Source organism: Rhizobium mongolense USDA 1844, assembly GCF_000419765.1.
GTDB lineage: Bacteria > Pseudomonadota > Alphaproteobacteria > Rhizobiales > Rhizobiaceae > Rhizobium > Rhizobium mongolense.
In genome coordinates, this window is the sequence record NZ_ATTQ01000005.1 from 76,995 (window position 1) to 94,128 (window position 17,134).

At 62.2% G+C, this 17,134-nt stretch carries 12 protein-coding genes; 9 read left to right on the forward strand and 3 right to left on the reverse strand.

Annotation, left to right across the window (positions count from 1 at the left end; genetic code table 11):
* The first annotated feature begins 81 nt into the window (after positions 1-81).
* The 5 genes from ccmI to A3C3_RS0110535 all read left to right on the forward strand — a co-directional run bounded on the left by ccmI (position 82) and on the right by A3C3_RS0110535 (position 6,411).
* Positions 82-1,215: a c-type cytochrome biogenesis protein CcmI gene (gene ccmI / locus A3C3_RS0110515; RefSeq protein ID WP_022714563.1), complete on the forward strand. Its 1,134-nt coding sequence runs from the start codon at positions 82-84 to the stop codon at positions 1,213-1,215.
* On the forward strand, positions 1,212-1,664 hold the full coding sequence (ccmE, locus tag A3C3_RS0110520) for a cytochrome c maturation protein CcmE (RefSeq protein WP_022714564.1): 453 nt from the start codon (positions 1,212-1,214) through the stop codon (positions 1,662-1,664). The genes ccmI and ccmE overlap by 4 nt, the downstream gene beginning before the upstream one ends.
* Positions 1,661-3,649, forward strand: coding sequence for a heme lyase CcmF/NrfE family subunit (locus A3C3_RS0110525; RefSeq protein WP_022714565.1), 1,989 nt, complete (start codon positions 1,661-1,663; stop codon positions 3,647-3,649). The genes ccmE and A3C3_RS0110525 overlap by 4 nt, the downstream gene beginning before the upstream one ends.
* The gene (locus A3C3_RS0110530; RefSeq protein ID WP_022714566.1) at positions 3,646-4,101 is read left to right on the forward strand and encodes a cytochrome c-type biogenesis protein; all 456 of its coding nucleotides are present in this window, start codon (positions 3,646-3,648) and stop codon (positions 4,099-4,101) included. The genes A3C3_RS0110525 and A3C3_RS0110530 overlap by 4 nt, the downstream gene beginning before the upstream one ends.
* A 93-nt stretch (positions 4,102-4,194) precedes the next feature.
* Complete coding sequence (locus A3C3_RS0110535; RefSeq protein WP_022714567.1) at positions 4,195-6,411, forward strand: adenylate/guanylate cyclase domain-containing protein; 2,217 nt, start codon at positions 4,195-4,197, stop codon at positions 6,409-6,411.
* A gap of 2 nt (positions 6,412-6,413) precedes the next feature.
* Here A3C3_RS0110535 and A3C3_RS0110540 read toward each other — a convergent pair whose 3' ends face one another.
* Positions 6,414-6,935: a YHS domain-containing (seleno)protein gene (locus A3C3_RS0110540; protein ID WP_022714568.1), complete on the reverse strand. Its 522-nt coding sequence runs from the start codon at positions 6,933-6,935 to the stop codon at positions 6,414-6,416.
* 41 nt (positions 6,936-6,976) lie between these two features.
* Positions 6,977-7,567 (reverse strand): ankyrin repeat domain-containing protein, encoded by a 591-nt coding sequence (locus A3C3_RS0110545; protein WP_028739554.1) that lies wholly within the window; start codon positions 7,565-7,567, stop codon positions 6,977-6,979.
* A 266-nt stretch (positions 7,568-7,833) separates the two neighbouring features.
* Here A3C3_RS0110545 and A3C3_RS0110550 point away from each other — a divergent pair, with 266 nt between their 5' ends.
* The 4 genes from A3C3_RS0110550 to A3C3_RS0110565 all read left to right on the forward strand — a co-directional run bounded on the left by A3C3_RS0110550 (position 7,834) and on the right by A3C3_RS0110565 (position 14,668).
* The gene (locus A3C3_RS0110550; RefSeq protein ID WP_022714570.1) at positions 7,834-9,396 is read left to right on the forward strand and encodes a Do family serine endopeptidase; all 1,563 of its coding nucleotides are present in this window, start codon (positions 7,834-7,836) and stop codon (positions 9,394-9,396) included.
* 153 nt (positions 9,397-9,549) lie between these two features.
* The gene (locus A3C3_RS0110555; RefSeq protein ID WP_194730100.1) at positions 9,550-10,227 is read left to right on the forward strand and encodes a response regulator transcription factor; all 678 of its coding nucleotides are present in this window, start codon (positions 9,550-9,552) and stop codon (positions 10,225-10,227) included.
* Positions 10,224-11,630 carry a sensor histidine kinase gene (locus A3C3_RS0110560; RefSeq protein WP_022714572.1) on the forward strand — a complete coding sequence of 469 codons (1,407 nt, stop codon included), beginning with the start codon at positions 10,224-10,226 and terminating at the stop codon, positions 11,628-11,630. The genes A3C3_RS0110555 and A3C3_RS0110560 overlap by 4 nt, the downstream gene beginning before the upstream one ends.
* Before the next feature lie 83 nt (positions 11,631-11,713).
* A complete protein-coding gene (locus A3C3_RS0110565) occupies positions 11,714-14,668 on the forward strand; it encodes a bifunctional [glutamine synthetase] adenylyltransferase/[glutamine synthetase]-adenylyl-L-tyrosine phosphorylase (protein ID WP_022714573.1) in 2,955 nt (984 codons plus the stop codon).
* Here A3C3_RS0110565 and A3C3_RS0110570 read toward each other — a convergent pair.
* Positions 14,665-16,983: a PAS domain-containing sensor histidine kinase gene (locus tag A3C3_RS0110570; RefSeq protein ID WP_022714574.1), complete on the reverse strand. Its 2,319-nt coding sequence runs from the start codon at positions 16,981-16,983 to the stop codon at positions 14,665-14,667. The two genes, A3C3_RS0110565 and A3C3_RS0110570, sit on opposite strands and share 4 nt — an antisense overlap.
* Positions 16,984-17,134: the final 151 nt, after the last annotated feature.

The window sequence follows — 17,134 nt, forward strand, 5'->3', positions numbered from 1 at the left end:
ATTGCGGCCAAACGCCTCAAATCTTCGTCATTCCGACTTTGCCAGTTGGAATGGCCCCGCGCTTCAAGTATTTGGGCCGGTATGATGTTCTGGATTCTGGTGGCCGCGATGACCGCGGCTGTTGCCGCCTTTCTGGTTTATCCGCTTTTGCGCGGCGCGAAGGCGGCTGACGATGACCGTGCCGGCGAAGCGGCGGTCTACCGCGATCAGTTACGCGAACTCGATCGCGATTTGGCTGGCGGATTGATTTCGGCCGACGAGGCGGACTATGCGCGGGCCGAAATCGGCCGCAGGCTGATTGCCGTCTCGGCTGCCGAGCCGAAGGCGGAACGCAAGCCCGTTCGCCCGCACCGTTTCAGCGAGGCTTTCGTTCTCCTGCTGCTGCCGGTTCTCGGGCTCTGTCTTTACACCGCGCTCGGTCGTCCTGATGTTCCGTCGCGGCCGTTGGCGGATCGGCTGGCGGATCCTGGCAACGACATGGCGATGTTGATTGTGAAGGCGGAGCGTCACCTGGCGGAGGATCCGGAAGACGGCAGGGGCTGGGATGTGCTGGCGCCGATCTATTACAATGCGCAGCGCATCGCCGATGCGGAGAAGGCCTACCGCAATGCCATCCGGCTGCTTGGGCCGAGCCCGATCCGTCTCGACGGGCTGGCCGAAACGCTGATGGCGGGCGCTGGCGGCGTGGTGACCGAGGAGAGCCGCAAGGCGCTGGAGCAGTCGCTTTCGCTCGAGCCTGACAATCCGCGTGCGAGGTTCTACGTGGCGCTGGGCCTGGAGCAGGCGGGGCAAACGGGGCAGGCGAAGGCGGCCTTCGAGGCGTTGGCGAAAGAATCGCCCGCCGATGCGCCATGGCTGCCGCTCGTCAACGAGCATATCGCCAAAAACGGCGGCGCTCCGGTGGTGGCGGGCGGCAAGGCGCCGGGCAACCCGACAGAGGAGGATGTCGCAGCGGCGCAAGATATGAGCAGCAGTGAGCAGCAGCAGATGATCCGCGGCATGGTGGAGAGCCTCGATGCGAAGCTTGTCGCAGACCCGAACAATTTCGAGGGCTGGATGCGGCTTGTCCGCTCCTATGCCGTCTTGAACGACAAGGATCGTGCCGCAAGTGCGCTGAAGCGCGCCCTGGCGGCCTTTCCGGCCGACGGCGAAGAGGGCAGGCAGCTGATGGCGCTGGCGCGCGAACTCGGCATTGCGGAAGGAGGAACGGAATGACCCGCAAGCAGAAGCGCCTGGCGGTGATTGGCGGCGGCATGGGCTTCATCCTCGCCGCGGTGCTGCTCGTCATGTTCGCCTTCAGCCAGTCGGTCGCCTATTTCTACATGCCGGCCGACCTTGCCAAAACACCGGTGGCGCCAGAGACGCGCATCCGCCTCGGCGGGCTGGTCGGCGAGGGCAGCGTCGTGCGCGGCGCAGGCTCGACGGTGGAATTTGCCGTCACCGACGGCAGCGGCGATGCGGTGAAGGTCAAATATACCGGCATCCTGCCGGACCTGTTCCGCGAAGGGCAGGGGGTCGTCACCGAGGGCCGGTTTGCGGCCGGCAGCCGGGAGTTCATCGCCGACACGGTGCTTGCCAAGCATGACGAGAAATACATGCCGAAGGACGTTGCCGACCGGCTGAAGGCGCAGGGTCTGTGGCAGGAAGGCGAGGATACGCAATGATCATCGAGATCGGCCACTACGCACTTGTCCTGGCGCTGGCGGCAGCGATCGTTGTTTCGCTGGTGCCGGCGATCGGCGCGCGCAGGCTTGACCAGGCGATGATGGATGTCGCGCCGCTCGGCTCCATCGTGCTCTTTGCGCTCGTGACCTTCTCCTTCGGCGTTTTGACCTATGCCCATGTGGTCTCCGACTTTACCGTCCGAAACGTCTGGGAGAACTCGCATTCGCTGGTGCCGCTGATCTACAAATATTCCGGCGTCTGGGGCAATCACGAAGGCTCGATGATGCTGTGGCTGCTGATCCTTGCGCTGTTCAGCGCGCTGGTGGCGCTCTTCGGCGGCAATTTGCCGGACAGGCTGAAGGCCAATGTGCTTTCGGTTCAGGCCTGGATCTCCGCCGCCTTCATCCTCTTCATCCTGTTGACCTCCAACCCGTTCGTCCGCCTCGATCCGGCACCTGCCGAGGGCCGCGACCTCAATCCGGTGCTGCAGGATATCGGGCTCGCCATCCATCCGCCGCTGCTTTATCTCGGTTATGTCGGCTTTTCGGTGTGCTTCTCCTTTGCCGTCGCCGCCTTGATGGAAGGCCGGATCGACGCCGCCTGGGCGCGCTGGGTCAGGCCCTGGACGCTGGCGGCCTGGACCTTCCTGACGCTCGGCATCGCCATGGGCTCCTACTGGGCCTATTACGAACTCGGCTGGGGCGGCTGGTGGTTCTGGGATCCGGTCGAAAACGCCTCCTTCATGCCGTGGCTTGCCGGAACCGCACTCCTGCATTCGGCGCTGGTGATGGAAAAGCGCGAGGCGCTGAAGATCTGGACCGTGCTGCTTGCGATCCTCACCTTCTCGCTGTCGCTGCTTGGCACCTTCCTGGTGCGCTCCGGCGTCTTGACCTCCGTGCACGCCTTTGCCAGCGACCCGAGCCGCGGCGTCTTCATTCTCTGCATTCTCATGCTCTTCATCGGCGGGGCGCTGTCGCTGTTTGCGTTTCGCGCACCGCGTTTGAGTGCGGGCGGCCTGTTTGCGCCGGTCTCGCGCGAAGGCGCCCTGGTGCTGAACAACCTGATCCTGACGGTTGCCTGCGGCACGGTCTTGACCGGGACGCTCTATCCGCTGCTTCTGGAGACGCTCACCGGCGACAAGATCTCCGTTGGCGCGCCGTTCTTCAACATGACCTTCGGGCTCTTGATGGCACCGTTGCTCGTCGCCGTGCCGTTCGGGCCGCTGCTTGCCTGGAAGCGCGGCGATCTTCTGGGGGTGCTGCAGCGGCTCTATGTCGTGGCAGGGATTGCCTTCGCCGCGGCACTCGCCGTCTTCTACATCGAGCACGGCGGGCCGGTGCTGTCGGTGCTCGGGCTGGCGGCCGGGCTGTTCCTGGTCGCAGGTGCGGCTGCCGACCTCTGGTACCGCGCCGGCATCGGCAAGGTAAAGCCGCATGTCGCCTGGAAGCGGCTGACAGGCCTGCCGCGCTCGGCCTTCGGCACCGCACTTGCGCATGCCGGACTTGGCGTCAGCGTCATCGGCATCGTTGCGGTGTCGGCCTTTTCGACCGAGCATGTGCTCGAGATGAAGCCGGGCGAGACTACCGAGGCTGGTGGCTACACGCTTTCCTTCGACGGTCTCAGGCCGGCGAAAGGGCCGAACTATAGCGAAGAGCGCGGACACTTCACGGTGCGGCGCGGCGGCGCCGAGGTCGCCGAGACCTGGTCGGCGAAGCGCCTTTATGCCGCCCGCCAGATGCCGACGACGGAAGCCGGCATCCTGACTTTCGGGGCAAGCCAGCTCTACGTGTCGCTCGGCGATCCGACCAGGGACGGCGGCATCGTCGTGCGCATCTGGTGGAAGCCGTTCATCCTGTTGATCTGGGGCGGGACGCTGCTGATGGCGGCGGGTGGCTTCGTGTCGCTCTGCGACCGGCGGCTGCGCGTCGGCGCCCCGCGCCGCAAGGCAAAACCGGTAAAACCGGTCCTGGAGGCGGCGGAATGATCCGGCCAATCCTCCTCGCCATCGCGCTGTTTCTTTCTGCAGCACCAGCCTTTGCCGTCAATCCCGACGAGGTGCTGTCCGACCCGGCGCTCGAGGCGCGTGCCCGGGCGCTGTCGGCTGAACTGCGCTGCATGGTCTGCCAGAACCAGTCGATCGACGATTCCAATGCCGACCTTGCCAAGGACCTCAGGCTGCTGGTGCGCGAGCGCATCACCGATGGCGACACCGACGAGGAGGTGCTGAGCTACATCGTCTCGCGCTACGGCGAATTCGTGCTGCTGAAGCCAAGGCTCAGCACCCGCACCGTCCTGCTTTGGGGTGCGCCAGTGCTCCTGATCATCGTAGGTGGCATCTCGCTGCTGGTCTTCGCGCGGCGGCGTGCGGGAAAGCCGACCGGTAGCCCTCTGACTGCGGAGGAGCAGGCAAAGCTCGACGAACTGCTCGGCAAGTGATCACGCCCGCATCTTGCTGACAGCATAATGGCTTCGCCTATCAACCTGCGGTAAGATGCGCGCCCGGGAGCCATCGCAGCATGCGGGGAAGACATGGAGCGCCGTCTTGCAGCAATTCTGATCGCTGACGTCGCCGGTTACAGCCGTTTGAGCCAGATCGACGAAGAGGGCACGCGTCGCTGCTTCCAGGCGGATATGGACGACATCTTCCTGCCCAAGATCACCGAACATCATGGCCGGCTGGTGAAGACCATGGGCGACGGCCTGCTTGTCGAATTTCACAGCGTTGTCGACGCCTTGCATTGCGCAATGGACGTACAGCGCGAGAAGGCATTGCGAAAAGCATCCGGCGATGGAGCGATGCGGCTCGATTTCCGCATCGGCGTCAACCTTGGAGACATCATTGTCGAGGGCGACGACATTCAGGGTGATGGCGTCAATATCGCGGACCGCATACAGGCGCTGGCCGAGCCGGGAGGGATTGCGATCTCCGGCACGACATACGACCAGGTAAACACCAAGCTTGATGTCGGCTACACCTCGCTTGGCAGACAAAAAGTGAAGGGCATCGTCGAGCCGATCCGCGTCTACCGGGTCGTACTGGATCCGAATAAAGCCCGGATATTGCCGAGAAGCGTCAAGGGTCTGTTGAGGATGCCTGCTGGCCGAGCGGCTGCCATTGCCGTCCTGCTTTTTGCCGCTGCCACAGCCTACTGGTGGCAGCCGTGGGAGCTTGGCCTGACGCCAACGCTGGTCGAGCGCTTCGCCTATCCCCTGCCGGACAAACCTTCGGTGGCGGTGTTGCCGTTCATCAATGTCAGCGGTGATACGGAGCAGGATCATCTGGCCCAGGGGCTGACCGACGACCTGATCACGGAGCTGTCCAAGGTTTCGGGACTCTTCGTCATCGCCAGGCATTCGGTACTTGCCGTTCAGAACGGTGCAGGAAAGATCCAGGATGTCGCGGCGGAACTCGGCGTCCACTACGTTCTCGAAGGCACCTTGCAGCGCGCAGGACCGCGGCTGCGGATCAACGTCAAGCTGATCGACGCGCTGAGCGGGCTTTCGGTTTGGGCCGAGCGCTACGACCGCCAATATGCCGATCTATTCGCAATTCAGGACGACGTCACCGGCAAGATCATCTCCGCGCTTGCAGTGGAACTCAGCGACGGTGAGCGCACCCAGCTGGAGCGGATACCGAGCGACAATCTGGAAGCCTACGATTACTACATGCGGGCGGAGCAGGAGGGCCTCGCCTACAGCGACGTGGAAACCTATCGCCGCACGCTGTCCTATTATCAGAAGGCGATCGATCTCGATCCGAACTTTGCTGATGCGCATGCCGGCATTGCGCGCGTTGCCGTCGACGTCTGGCGCAACGACTACAACTTCCTCTGGTCGGCGGCGGTGGCGCGCAAGATCGCCTATGATGCGGCCGGACAAGCGCTCAAGCTCGACCCCGACAATGCGCGCGCCCACACCGTTCTCGCCCTGCTGCAGCTGGTTGACGGTCGGGCCGCGGAGGCGCGGGACTCGGCAAACCGGGCGGTACAGGCGCAGCCCAACAGTGCGGAGGCCTTCGGCAACCTGGCTTTGATCCTCGTCCATACGGGAAGTCACGAAGAGGCGGTAGCTGAGATGGAAAAGGCTTTGCGGCTCGATCCCGCTCCACCGTCGAGCTTCCGGCTGCTGGCCGGAATCGTCTTTTACACCGCGCGGGACAACAGGCGCGCAATTCCACTCATCGAGGCGGCGCGAGATGCGCTTCCCAACGCAGAGCCTGCGCGCGAGTACCTGACGGCAGCCTATGCGTATGAAGGGGACCGGGTTCGCGGCGCCCAGGAAAAGGCCAAGCTTCTGGAACTGTTTCCGGACGCCAACCTTACTTACTACAACTATCTCTACGACTACTGGCGCGAAGACGACCTGGAGCATCATCTGGCGGGATTGCGCGCGGCCGGGATTCCGGAATGGCCCTTTGGGTTCGTCGGTTCGGACGCTGATCAGCTTGATGCAGACGCCTTGCACAACCTGATCAGCGACAAGACGTGGAGCGGAAAACACAAAAACGGAACGGCGTTCGTCCAGTATTTCGACAAGGCGGGCAATACCGCCTACCGTAGCGCCAATACCAACATCACCGGCACGGTGGAGGTGCAGGGAAACAGGCTCTGCGAGCGGTTCGGCGGCTATTTTCTCGATCGCATGGTGTGCGGGCAGGTTTACAGAAACAAGGACGCCGGACCAGGCGGCGCCCAGTATGTTCACGTAACCCCGCAGGCGCTGAAGTTCTTCTCGCTAACCCCGTGAATTCACTTGGCCGACATATGCTGCCAGTCCTTGCGCACCTTGTCGGAAATCAGGGTGCTCTGCACCTCCGACCAGTGCTTTTGAGAGTCGACGACCTTGGTCGGCTTCTTTTCGAAGCCTTCCGCGGCACCGGGATCGTAACTCAGATAGAGCTTGCCATCGATGATCCGCCATGCCTTCGGGTCGATATTGGTCGTGACGGTTCCGAAGGAAACGCCGTCAGCGCAATAGCCGCCGTATTGAGGCGCATATTTGCCGGGTTCGGCAATGAAGCGGTCGCGGTTTTCGGAACTGGTAAAATGCCATTCGGCACCCAGCCAGCGATACGAGTAGACCGGAGATCCTTCCACGGCCTTGTTCTCGGTGAAATAGGCCACCGGATCGTAGCCCTTGATCGCCACGTCCCCGAAATAGCCGGTATTCACCGGCTCTTCCGCCGCTGCCGGCTGTGCAAACGCCAAGAGGATCGCGGCGCCAGCGATAATATAGGCGGCAGTGCCGCCTGTCTGCTTGCGATATGACATGTGTCCATTCTCCCAGTTCGGGCAATGAGATGCAGCAAGCGTTATTTCCGCTTCGTGCACTCGCCGTACAGCCAGTCGCCGACCAGATCGGCCTGCTGGCAAACAGCGCCCGCTTTCAACAGCAGGTCTGCGGCATCCCAGTGGGATCGCCATCCGGCCTGCGTCAACGGCGTGTAGCCGTTGCGTTCCTTTGCTTCTATGTCTGCCTTGTGCGCGACGAGAAAGGCGACGACATCGGCATGACCTTCTTCGGCCGCAGCATGAAGCGGCGACATTTGGTAGAAGTTCTTTTCATCATTGATCAGCGCACCCTTCGATACGAGCAGTTCAACGACATCGAGGTGTCCGCCATAGGCGGCCGCGTGCAACGCCGTCAGCCCGCCCTTGTTTCTGATCTCGATATCGGCGCCTTTATCGAGCAGAAGTGCAACGATATCCTTGTTTCCAGCAAGTGCCGCGATCAGTAGAGGCGGCTCTCCTGCCGCATCCGGCTCGGCGATATTCGCGCCCTGATCGATAAGCTGGCCGGCATGTTCGCGATTGCCGTCCCTTGCCGCATCGTGCAGAGGACCAGCCCAGGCGAGCGAGATACCAAGCAAGACACCCAACGCAGATGTTCCGACAACCCTCATCGCATGACCCTGCCCCAAGGCATCCTCGTCGGAGTGGAAGAATATTTAAGATATCATGAATATATCTAAGGGAGCAAGAAGTACGGCGCCTGACCCGTCGAGGTTGCCTCGGACACAGAGATTTATACAGCGATTGGCCCTACATTACGAATTTTTCATTATGCGGACAGTTCGCAGTAAGGTGCGACATCCTATATCTTCATCCATCGACCGATCCGGCATTGGCCGGGACGAAGACAAGAAAAGAAGAAGAGAAGGTGCCTAAAATGTTCAAGACTCCCTCCCTCAAAACGATGCTGAAGGCGTCCACTGTCGCAGGTCTCGCTGCCGCCGTGTTTGCAACCGGTGTGCCGCTTGAGATCACGCGTTCCTACGCCGAAGCTGTCAATGTTCAAGCTCCGTCGGTCCCGAGCTTTGCGAATGTCGTCGACGCCGTTTCCCCGGCCGTGGTTTCCGTTCGCGTTGAATCCCGCATCAATCCGGCCTCCGACAGCACCGACGGCTTCGCGTTCGATTTCAACGGCCGCGGTTTCGACGATCTTCCCGACGACCACCCGCTGAAGCGCTTCTTCAGGCAGTTCGGCGAACAAGGCCCGAACGGTCCGCAGGGCGGTCCGAACAGAAGGTTTGGTCCGCCGGATGGCAAGGGCCGCCTGCGCCCAGTCGCGCAGGGCTCCGGCTTCTTCATTTCCGAGGACGGCTATGTCGTCACCAACAATCACGTCGTTTCCGACGGCTCGGCCTTCGTTGCCGTCATGACCGACGGGACCGAGTTTGACGCCAAGCTGATCGGGCGGGACCCGCGCACGGACCTTGCAGTGCTCAAGGTTGATGGCAAGGGCCGCAAGTTCACCTATGTCAATTGGGCTGACGACAATAATGTCCGCGTCGGTGACTGGGTCGTGGCGGTCGGCAATCCGTTCGGTCTTGGCGGCACGGTAACGGCAGGCATCATTTCGGCCCGTGGCCGCGATATCGGCTCCGGTCCTTATGACGACTACCTACAGGTGGACGCAGCCGTGAACCGCGGTAACTCCGGTGGTCCGACCTTCAACCTCAGTGGCCAGGTGGTCGGCATCAACACCGCGATCTTTTCGCCGTCGGGCGGCAGCGTCGGCATCGCCTTCGCGATCCCGGCTTCGACCGCCAGGGACGTCGTTGCCGACCTGATGAAGGACGGTACGGTTTCGCGCGGCTATCTCGGCGTACAGATCCAACCGGTTACCAAGGACATCGCCGATTCGCTCGGCCTATCGGAAGCCAACGGCGCGCTGGTCGTCTCGGCTCAAGATGGAACGCCGGGCCAGAAGGCGGGCATGAAGGCTGGCGACGTCGTTACTGCCGTCAACGGCGAAACGGTCAAGGATGCCCGCGATCTCAGCCGCCGAATCGGCGCCATGCAGCCTGGCAGCAAGGTCGAAGTGTCGGTCTGGCGCGACGGCAAGGCTCAGTCCCTCACCGTTGAACTCGGCACCTTGCCGATTGATCAGAAGGACGCTTCCAACGACGATAATGGCGGTCCGGCACCTCAGCCTGAGGCGCCGGCATCCGAGAAGGCGCTTGCCGATCTCGGCCTGACGGTCGGCCCCTCTGATGACGGCAAGGGCCTGACGATCACCGGCATCGACGCGGATTCGGATGCTGCCGACAAGGGCATCAAGCAAGGCGAAAAGATCACCTCGGTGAACAACCAGCAGGTCTCGAACGCCGATGATGTCGTAAAGGTTCTGAACCAGGCGAAGAAGGACGGACGCACCCGGGCTCTCTTCCAGATCCAGTCCCAGGAAGGCAGCCGCTTCGTTGCGCTGCCGATCAACGGCCAAGGCTGATCCTCCCACCTTGGCCTAAAAAGGGGAGCCGCGATCCGACCTCCGCGCGGCTCCCTTTCTCCATCCTTGTCAAGGACGATGGCGATGACCCCACTGCAACAGGATGACGCTTTGAGCCTTGCCCAAACGCAACCGGCAGGTAATGTCGGCCGGATGAAGATTCTCATCATCGAAGACGATCTTGAAGCCGCGGCCTACCTCACGAAGGCCTTTCGTGAGGCGGGCATCATCGCCGATCATGCAAGCGACGGCGAAAGCGGGCTCTTCATGGGGTCCGAAAACAGCTACGACGTAATCGTCATCGACCGCATGCTGCCGCGCCGCGACGGGCTCTCCGTCATCAGCGAGTTGCGGCGCAAGGGCGTTCATACGCCGCTTCTCATTCTTTCCGCCCTGGGGCAGGTCGATGACCGCGTGACCGGCCTTCGCGCCGGTGGCGACGACTATCTGCCGAAGCCCTATGCGTTCAGCGAGCTTCTCGCCCGTGTCGAAGTGCTCGGCCGCCGCAAGGGCACGCCGGAACAGGACGTGGTCTACCGCGTCGGCGACCTCGAACTCGACCGGCTTTCCCATGAAGTCCGGCGCGGCGGCAAGGAAATCCCGCTGCAGCCGCGCGAATTCCGCCTTCTCGAATATCTGATGAAGAATGCCGGGCAGGTCGTCACGCGCACCATGCTGCTCGAGCATGTCTGGGATTACCATTTCGATCCACAGACGAACGTCATCGACGTGCATGTCTCGCGCCTGCGCTCGAAGATCGAGAAGGACTTCAGCCGGCCGCTGCTGAAGACGATCCGCGGTGCGGGATACATGATCAAGGACGAGGGATGAGCCGTTTTTGGGTTCTCTTCAAGTCCACCGCAGTCCGCCTTTCGGCCCTTTATATCCTGCTTTTCGCAATCTGTGCCGCAACGCTCGTCTTCTACGTGACGGCGATGTCGCAGCGGCTGCTCAGCGGGCAGATCCGCGAGGCTGTCCAGCAAGAAGTCGATGTGGTCAGGCGTGCGTATGATCTGGGGGGCATGAACGCGCTGCTGCGCGCGATGGAGCGCCGCACGCGCCAGCCGGGCGCCAATCTCTATGTCATCGCCGGCCCGTCGGGCGATATCCTTGCGGGCAACGTCGCCTCGGTGCAGCCGGGCGTCTTTGAGGAAACCGGTTGGACCTCCGTTCCCTTCTTCTATCAACGCTACGCCGACAGCGGGATCGACCGCCGCCACATGGCGATCGCCAATGTCTTCGTGCTCGACAACGGCCTGCGCATTCTCGTCGGCCGCGATCTCGGCGAGCCCGAGCGCTTCCGCGTGTTGGTGCGCCAGGCGCTGATGATCGCGCTTGCGATCATGGGCCTCGGCGCCATCATCATCTGGTTTGGTATCGGCCGCAACGCGCTGAAGCGGATCGACCGCATGTCCGCCGCAAGCAAGAAGATCATGGCGGGCGACCTCTCGCAGCGTCTGCCGGTCGGCGGTTCGGGCGACGAGTTCGACCGCCTGTCGGTTTCGCTGAACACGATGCTGGAGCGCATCGAAAAGCTGAACGAGGGCCTGCGGCAGGTTTCCGACAACATTGCTCACGACCTCAAGACGCCGCTGACGCGCCTGCGCAACAAGGCCGCTGATGCGATTGACACGGCCAATGAGGATCAGCGCCGCCTGGCTCTGGATGGGATCATCTCCGAATCCGATCAATTGATCCGAACCTTCGATGCGCTTCTGATGATCTCGCGCGTGGAAGCGGGTTCTGTCGCCGCGGAGATGTCGCCAATCGAGCTTTCGACGATTGTTGCCGACAGCGCCGAACTTTACGAGCCGGTTGCGGATGAGGCCGGACTGGTGCTGACATCCAGCATCGAACCCGGCATATCCATCCAAGGTAACCGCGAACTGATCGGCCAGGCGATCTTCAATCTGATCGACAACGCAATCAAATATTCCGGGGATGCCAAAGGCGGTGAAATCAGCCTGAAGCTGCTGCGCCGGCCTGACGGCATTTGCCTTTCGGTCGCCGACCACGGGCCGGGCATCCCTGCCGACAAGCGCGAGGATGTCGTCAAGCGCTTCGTGCGCCTTGACGAGAGCCGGTCCAAGCCCGGCACGGGGCTTGGCCTTTCGCTGGTCGAGGCAGTGATGGAACTGCATGGCGGCACGCTGGAGCTTTCCGATACAGATCCGGAAAAAGAAGACGGTCGTGGCCTTACCGTCAGCGTGATTTTCCCCGTCAAGCCTGCTTAGGGTTGGCCGCCCCGGATTGTGACCCTAGGTTAGGGGCTCGTATGGCAGCGCTGATTCCGGGCGCGGCCGCACCGGGAGGTGAAATGCTGACGAAATCGACACATAGCCTGAAGGATGTGGGTGGCGGTCTATTGCGCCCGTTGAACCAATCCGAGCTCAAGCTGGCGCAGGCCGACATTCAGGATATCGGCAGACACGAACCGGCGGTCGCGGCGATGCTGAAGGCAGGTGGTCCGCTATCCGACTTCATCGCTGCGGTACTGACGCTTTCGCCCTATCTTCGCGAGATTGCCAATATCGACAATGCGCTTCTCGCTGCTGCGATTTCATCGCCTGTCGAGCCGCAGATCGAAGTGCTGATCGCTGAAGCGCGCGACTGCTGGAAGCCCGAAGACGGGATTTCGCCTGCCGAATCTGCCGTCATGAGCCGGTTGCGGACCATCAAGCGGAAAATGGCGTTTCTTGTCGCTCTCGCCGATCTCGCCGGCCTCTTCGACGGGCGGCAGACGACGGCCTGGCTGAGCGCTCTGGCCGAAGCGTCGGTCAAAGCCGCGATCGACCATCTGCTGCTGTCTGCCCATGAGGCCGGCAAACTGCAATTGAAGGACGCCGAAAATCCGAGCGAAGGTTCCGGTCTCGTCGTGCTCGGGATGGGAAAGCTCGGCGCATCGGAACTGAACTATTCGTCGGATATCGATCTTGTGGTTTTCTTCGACGAGCATGCGGGCATCGTGCCTGATCCGGATGATGCGATCGACATCTTTCCGCGGATGATGCGGCGGCTAGTGCGAATTCTTCAGGAACGGACGGCCGACGGATATGTCTTCCGTACCGATCTGCGGCTGCGTCCCGATCCCGGTTCGACACCGCTTGCGATCCCGGTCGATGCCGCGATGATCTACTATGAGGGGCGCGGCCAGAATTGGGAGAGGGCAGCCTTCATCAAGGCGCGGCCCGTTGCCGGGGATATGAAGGCGGGAGAGGGGTTCGTGCGCGGCCTTGCGCCCTTCGTCTTCCGCAAATATCTGGACTATGCGGCGATCGCAGACATTCACTCGATCAAGCGGCAGATCCACGCGCACAAGGGCCACGGCGCAATTGCGGTCAAGGGCCACAATGTCAAGCTCGGCCGCGGCGGCATCCGCGAGATCGAATTCTTCGTGCAGACACAACAGCTGATCGCCGGCGGGCGCATGCCGGCGCTGCGCAGTCGCGGCACGGAGGAGACGCTTGCCGAACTGACCAAGGCGCAATGGATCGATGCGGAAACGCGCGACGAACTGACGGAGGCCTACTGGTTTCTCCGTGATGTGGAACACCGTATCCAGATGGTGCGCGACGAGCAGACGCATTTGCTGCCGGAAACAGAGGCCGATCTGAAGCGCATCGCCTTCATGATGGGCTTTACGGATACGGCGAGTTTTGCTGAGCGGTTGGTGGAGGTGCTGCGGACCGTGGAGCGGCGCTATGCGCGGCTCTTCGAGCAGGAGACCAGGCTGTCGACCGATACCGGAAATCTGGTGTTCACGGGCCAGGCCGACGATCCGGATACGCTGGAGACGCTGAAGAAGCTCGGCTTCAAGCGTACGTCCGATATTTCCCGCATTATCCGCACTTGGCATTACGGCCGTTACCGCGCGACGCAATCCGTCGAAGCGCGGGAGCGGCTGACGGAGCTCGCGCCGGAGCTGCTTCGCGTCTTCGGCGAAAGCAAGCGGGCTGACGAGGCGCTGCTGCGCTTCGACAGCTTCATTTCCGGCCTGCCGGCCGGTATTCAGCTTTTCTCCCTGCTCGGCAGCAATCCGGCGCTGCTTTCGCTGATCGTCAACATCATGTCCTCGGCGCCAAAGCTTGCAGACGTGATCGCCGCCAAGCCGCACGTCTTCGACGGCATGCTCGATCCGGGACTGATGGCGGAGCTGCCGACGCGTGATTATCTCGGCGAACGTTTGAAGGCGTCGCTGGCGCAGGCGGGCCACTACGAGGAGGTGCTGGACCGGCTGCGCATCTTTGCGGCCGAGCAGCGCTTCCTGATCGGCATCCGGCTCTTGACCGGCGCGATCAACGGGCTGATGGCAGCGCGCGCCTTCACCCATCTGGCCGACCTTGCAATCGAGGCCGCGCTCGATGCGGTCAGGCAGGAAATGCGAGCGGCGCACGGCGATTTTCCCGGCGGCAAGGTCGCCATTGCCGGCATGGGCAAGCTTGGCAGCTTCGAGCTGACGGCGGGCTCCGACATCGATCTCATCCTGCTCTACGACTATGACGATGCGGCTTCCGAATCCGACGGCGGGAAGCCATTGGATGCCGTGCGCTACTTTACCCGCATGACGCAGCGGCTGATCGCGGCGTTCTCGGCGCCGACCGCCGAAGGCGTTCTCTACGAAGTTGACATGCGGCTTCGCCCCTCGGGAAACAAGGGCCCGGTCGCCACGCGCATCAGGTCTTTCGAGAAATACCAGCGCGACGAGGCTTGGACATGGGAGCATATGGCGCTTAGCCGCGCCCGTCTGATCTGTGGTGATCAGAGCCTGATGAGCGAGGCGGAACAGATTATCCGCGATGTGCTCTCAAAGACACGCGATGCCGCAAGAGTGAGCCGCGACGTCGCTGAGATGCGCGAACTGATCGACAAGGAGAAAGCGCCGGATGGCATCTGGGATCTGAAACTCATTGCGGGCGGCGTGATCGATATCGAATTCATCGCCCAATATCTGGCGCTGATCGCGCCGGCCAGGAACGTCACGGCGAAGATCGGCGGGATGAATACCGGCGAGGCGCTGAAGACGCTCGGCGGCAAGCTCATGCCGGTGGCCGACCTCGACCTCTGCCTGGAGGCGTTCACGCTCTATACGGAGCTGTCGCAGCTGATCCGGCTTTGCATCGACGGGCCTTTTAATCCCGCCGAGGCGCCGTCCGGGCTGACCGAGCTGGTGTGCAGGGCAGGGGATTGCCCGGACGTCAAGACGCTTGAAGGCGAGGTCAAACGGCTTTCGAAGGCTGTCCGGAAGATATTCCAGACGACTGTGAATTCCTAACGCGCTCCGTCCGGAATGCGGAACGAGACGACGGTGCCGATCGCCTCACGCGAACGGATGCGCATCTTGCCGTCGTGAAGTGCCGTCAGCGAGCGGGAGATGGCGAGGCCGAGACCGGAACCGCCCTTGCTCTTGGCATATTGACTCTGAACCTGCTCGAAAGGTTGGCCGATCTTCGTGAGCGCTTCGTGCGGGATGCCGATCCCGGTATCGGCGATCGTGACGATGACGCCTGCCGCATCGCGGCGGGTGCGGAGCGCGATACGGCCGCCGTCGTTGGTGAACTTCACCGCATTGGAGAGAAGGTTGAGGAGGATCTGCTTCATGGCGCGGCGGTCTGCCGTCAGCGTCATGCCATCACAAACGCGCTGCTCGATGACGATGTTCTTCTGAGCGGCCGGAATGGCGGTGAAGCGCAGGCTTTCCTCGATCAGCGGCGCAAGATCGATCTTCTCGCGGTGCAGTTTCATGTGCCCTGCCTCGATCTTCGACATATCCAGGATATCGTTGATGACGTTGAGCAGGTGCTTGCCGCTATCATGGATGTCGCGGGCATATTCGTCGTATTTCAGCGAACCGAGCGGGCCGAACATCTGGTTCTGCAGAATTTCGGAGAAGCCGAGGATGGCGTTGAGCGGTGTGCGCAGCTCATGCGACATGTTGGCAAGGAATTCCGACTTCGCCTTGTTCGCCGCTTCCGCGCGTTCCTTCTCGGCCTGGTAGTTGGCGTTTGCGACCGAAAGAGCGGCTTTCTGACTTTCGAGCGTCTGACGCGATGCCTTGAGGTCGCCGATGGTCGCGATGAGACGCCGCTCGGATTCGCGTAGGCGCTCCTGGTTGCGCTTCAGAAGCGTAATGTCGGTGCCGACCGAAACCATGCCGCCGTCGCGGGTGCGGCGTTCGTTGATCTGCAGCCAGCGCTCGTCGGCAAGCTGGACCTCGGTCGTGCGCGAATGGCCGGCGCCATCGGCATCCGCCATGCGGCGCTCGATGACCGGCCGGGCGGCTGCGGCATTGACCACGCTGCGCTCGGTGCCCGGAACGAGGACGCTGTCCGGGAGCCCATAGGCCTGCTGGAAGTGGGCGTTGCACATCACCAGGCGGTCATTTTTGTCCCAGAGAACGAAGGCTTCCGACGTGCATTCGATCGCGTCCGCAAGGCGCTGGTCGGCCTCGGCGTAGCGCTGCGCGAGGCGATGCTGCTCGGTCACGTCCATCGCGATGCCGATCATGTGGACGCGGCCGGAATTGCTGCGGATCATCTGGGCGCGGGCGCGCATCCACACATAGTGGCCGCCGGCATGGCGCATGCGGAAGATCTGGTCGACCTGGCCGGAACTGCCCTTGGCGATCGAGCGCGCGATTTCGTGCAGCCCACCGTCTTCGGGATGCATCAGCCGTGCCGCGTCGCCGAAGGAAATCGATTTGTCGGAAGCCGGCAGGCCGAGCATTCCGTACATCGAACGCGACCAGAAGAATTCGCGGCTGTCGAAATCGAAATCCCAAAGCCCGCAGCGGCCGCGCGAAAGTGCTGTCTCGACGCGCTGGTTCGATTCGACGAAGATCTCGTCGGCGTCCCGGGCGCGCTTGACCTGCATGTAGTAGGCGTAAAGGATCACCAGCAAGATCGAAGAAATGCCGGCAAACAGCGTCACGTTGAGCGTCAGCTCTTCGCGCCAGAGCCTGCCGACCTCGTCCAGAGAGGTTGCTGCGATGATATAGCCGCCGGTGCTGCCGACCAGGGTGATTTCGGCGTAATGCGGATTGCCGCTGATCGTCGTTTCAATCACGCCGGCCCGATCCCCGAAGCGGCGGATGGCCGAAACCTCGGGAAAGAAATCGCCGGCATTCGATCCGACATAGGCAAGGCCCGCGGTGGATGCGGCGAAGACTTTGCCGCTCGTCTGCACGAGCAGAATGAAGGAGCCGCTGCCGAGACGGTCCTGTGGCAGGAATTTCGCAAGTTTCGCTTGGGCTTCGGCGGCTCTGCCGTTGTCGAAGAGATCGCTGGAATCGGCAAATACGGCCGCGACGGTCGCGGCCGAAAGTGCGGTCGCATGCCGGGCGGCTGCGCCCATGCGGGCGTATTCCGACATCATCCCGAAAAGATGCGAGGCTGCGACGACGGCAAGGAAGGCCACGATCAGTGCCGGGATGGCGCGCTTTAGGATGACTTCGGTGTGCGGAAGGCGGTTTGCTATCGGCTTGGAGATCGCCGCGGTCCGGTTGGAGGCATTGCCGTGCCAGGCACGAAGCCCCTCAAAATCAACACGCAGCCGCCCTCCGGCCGCAGTTGCCCGCCGCACGTTCATCATCACTAGCCTTGATCCCTCGTGCGATTCGCAGCGCCGCTCGCTCGAACCTCACTCAATGAATCACTACTGATTCGCCGTGTCCAGAGGGAAAGGTAAAAATCTGTTAACTATCTATAAGTGCTGATTTTTTGCCGAGACGTTTCGAGGCGCC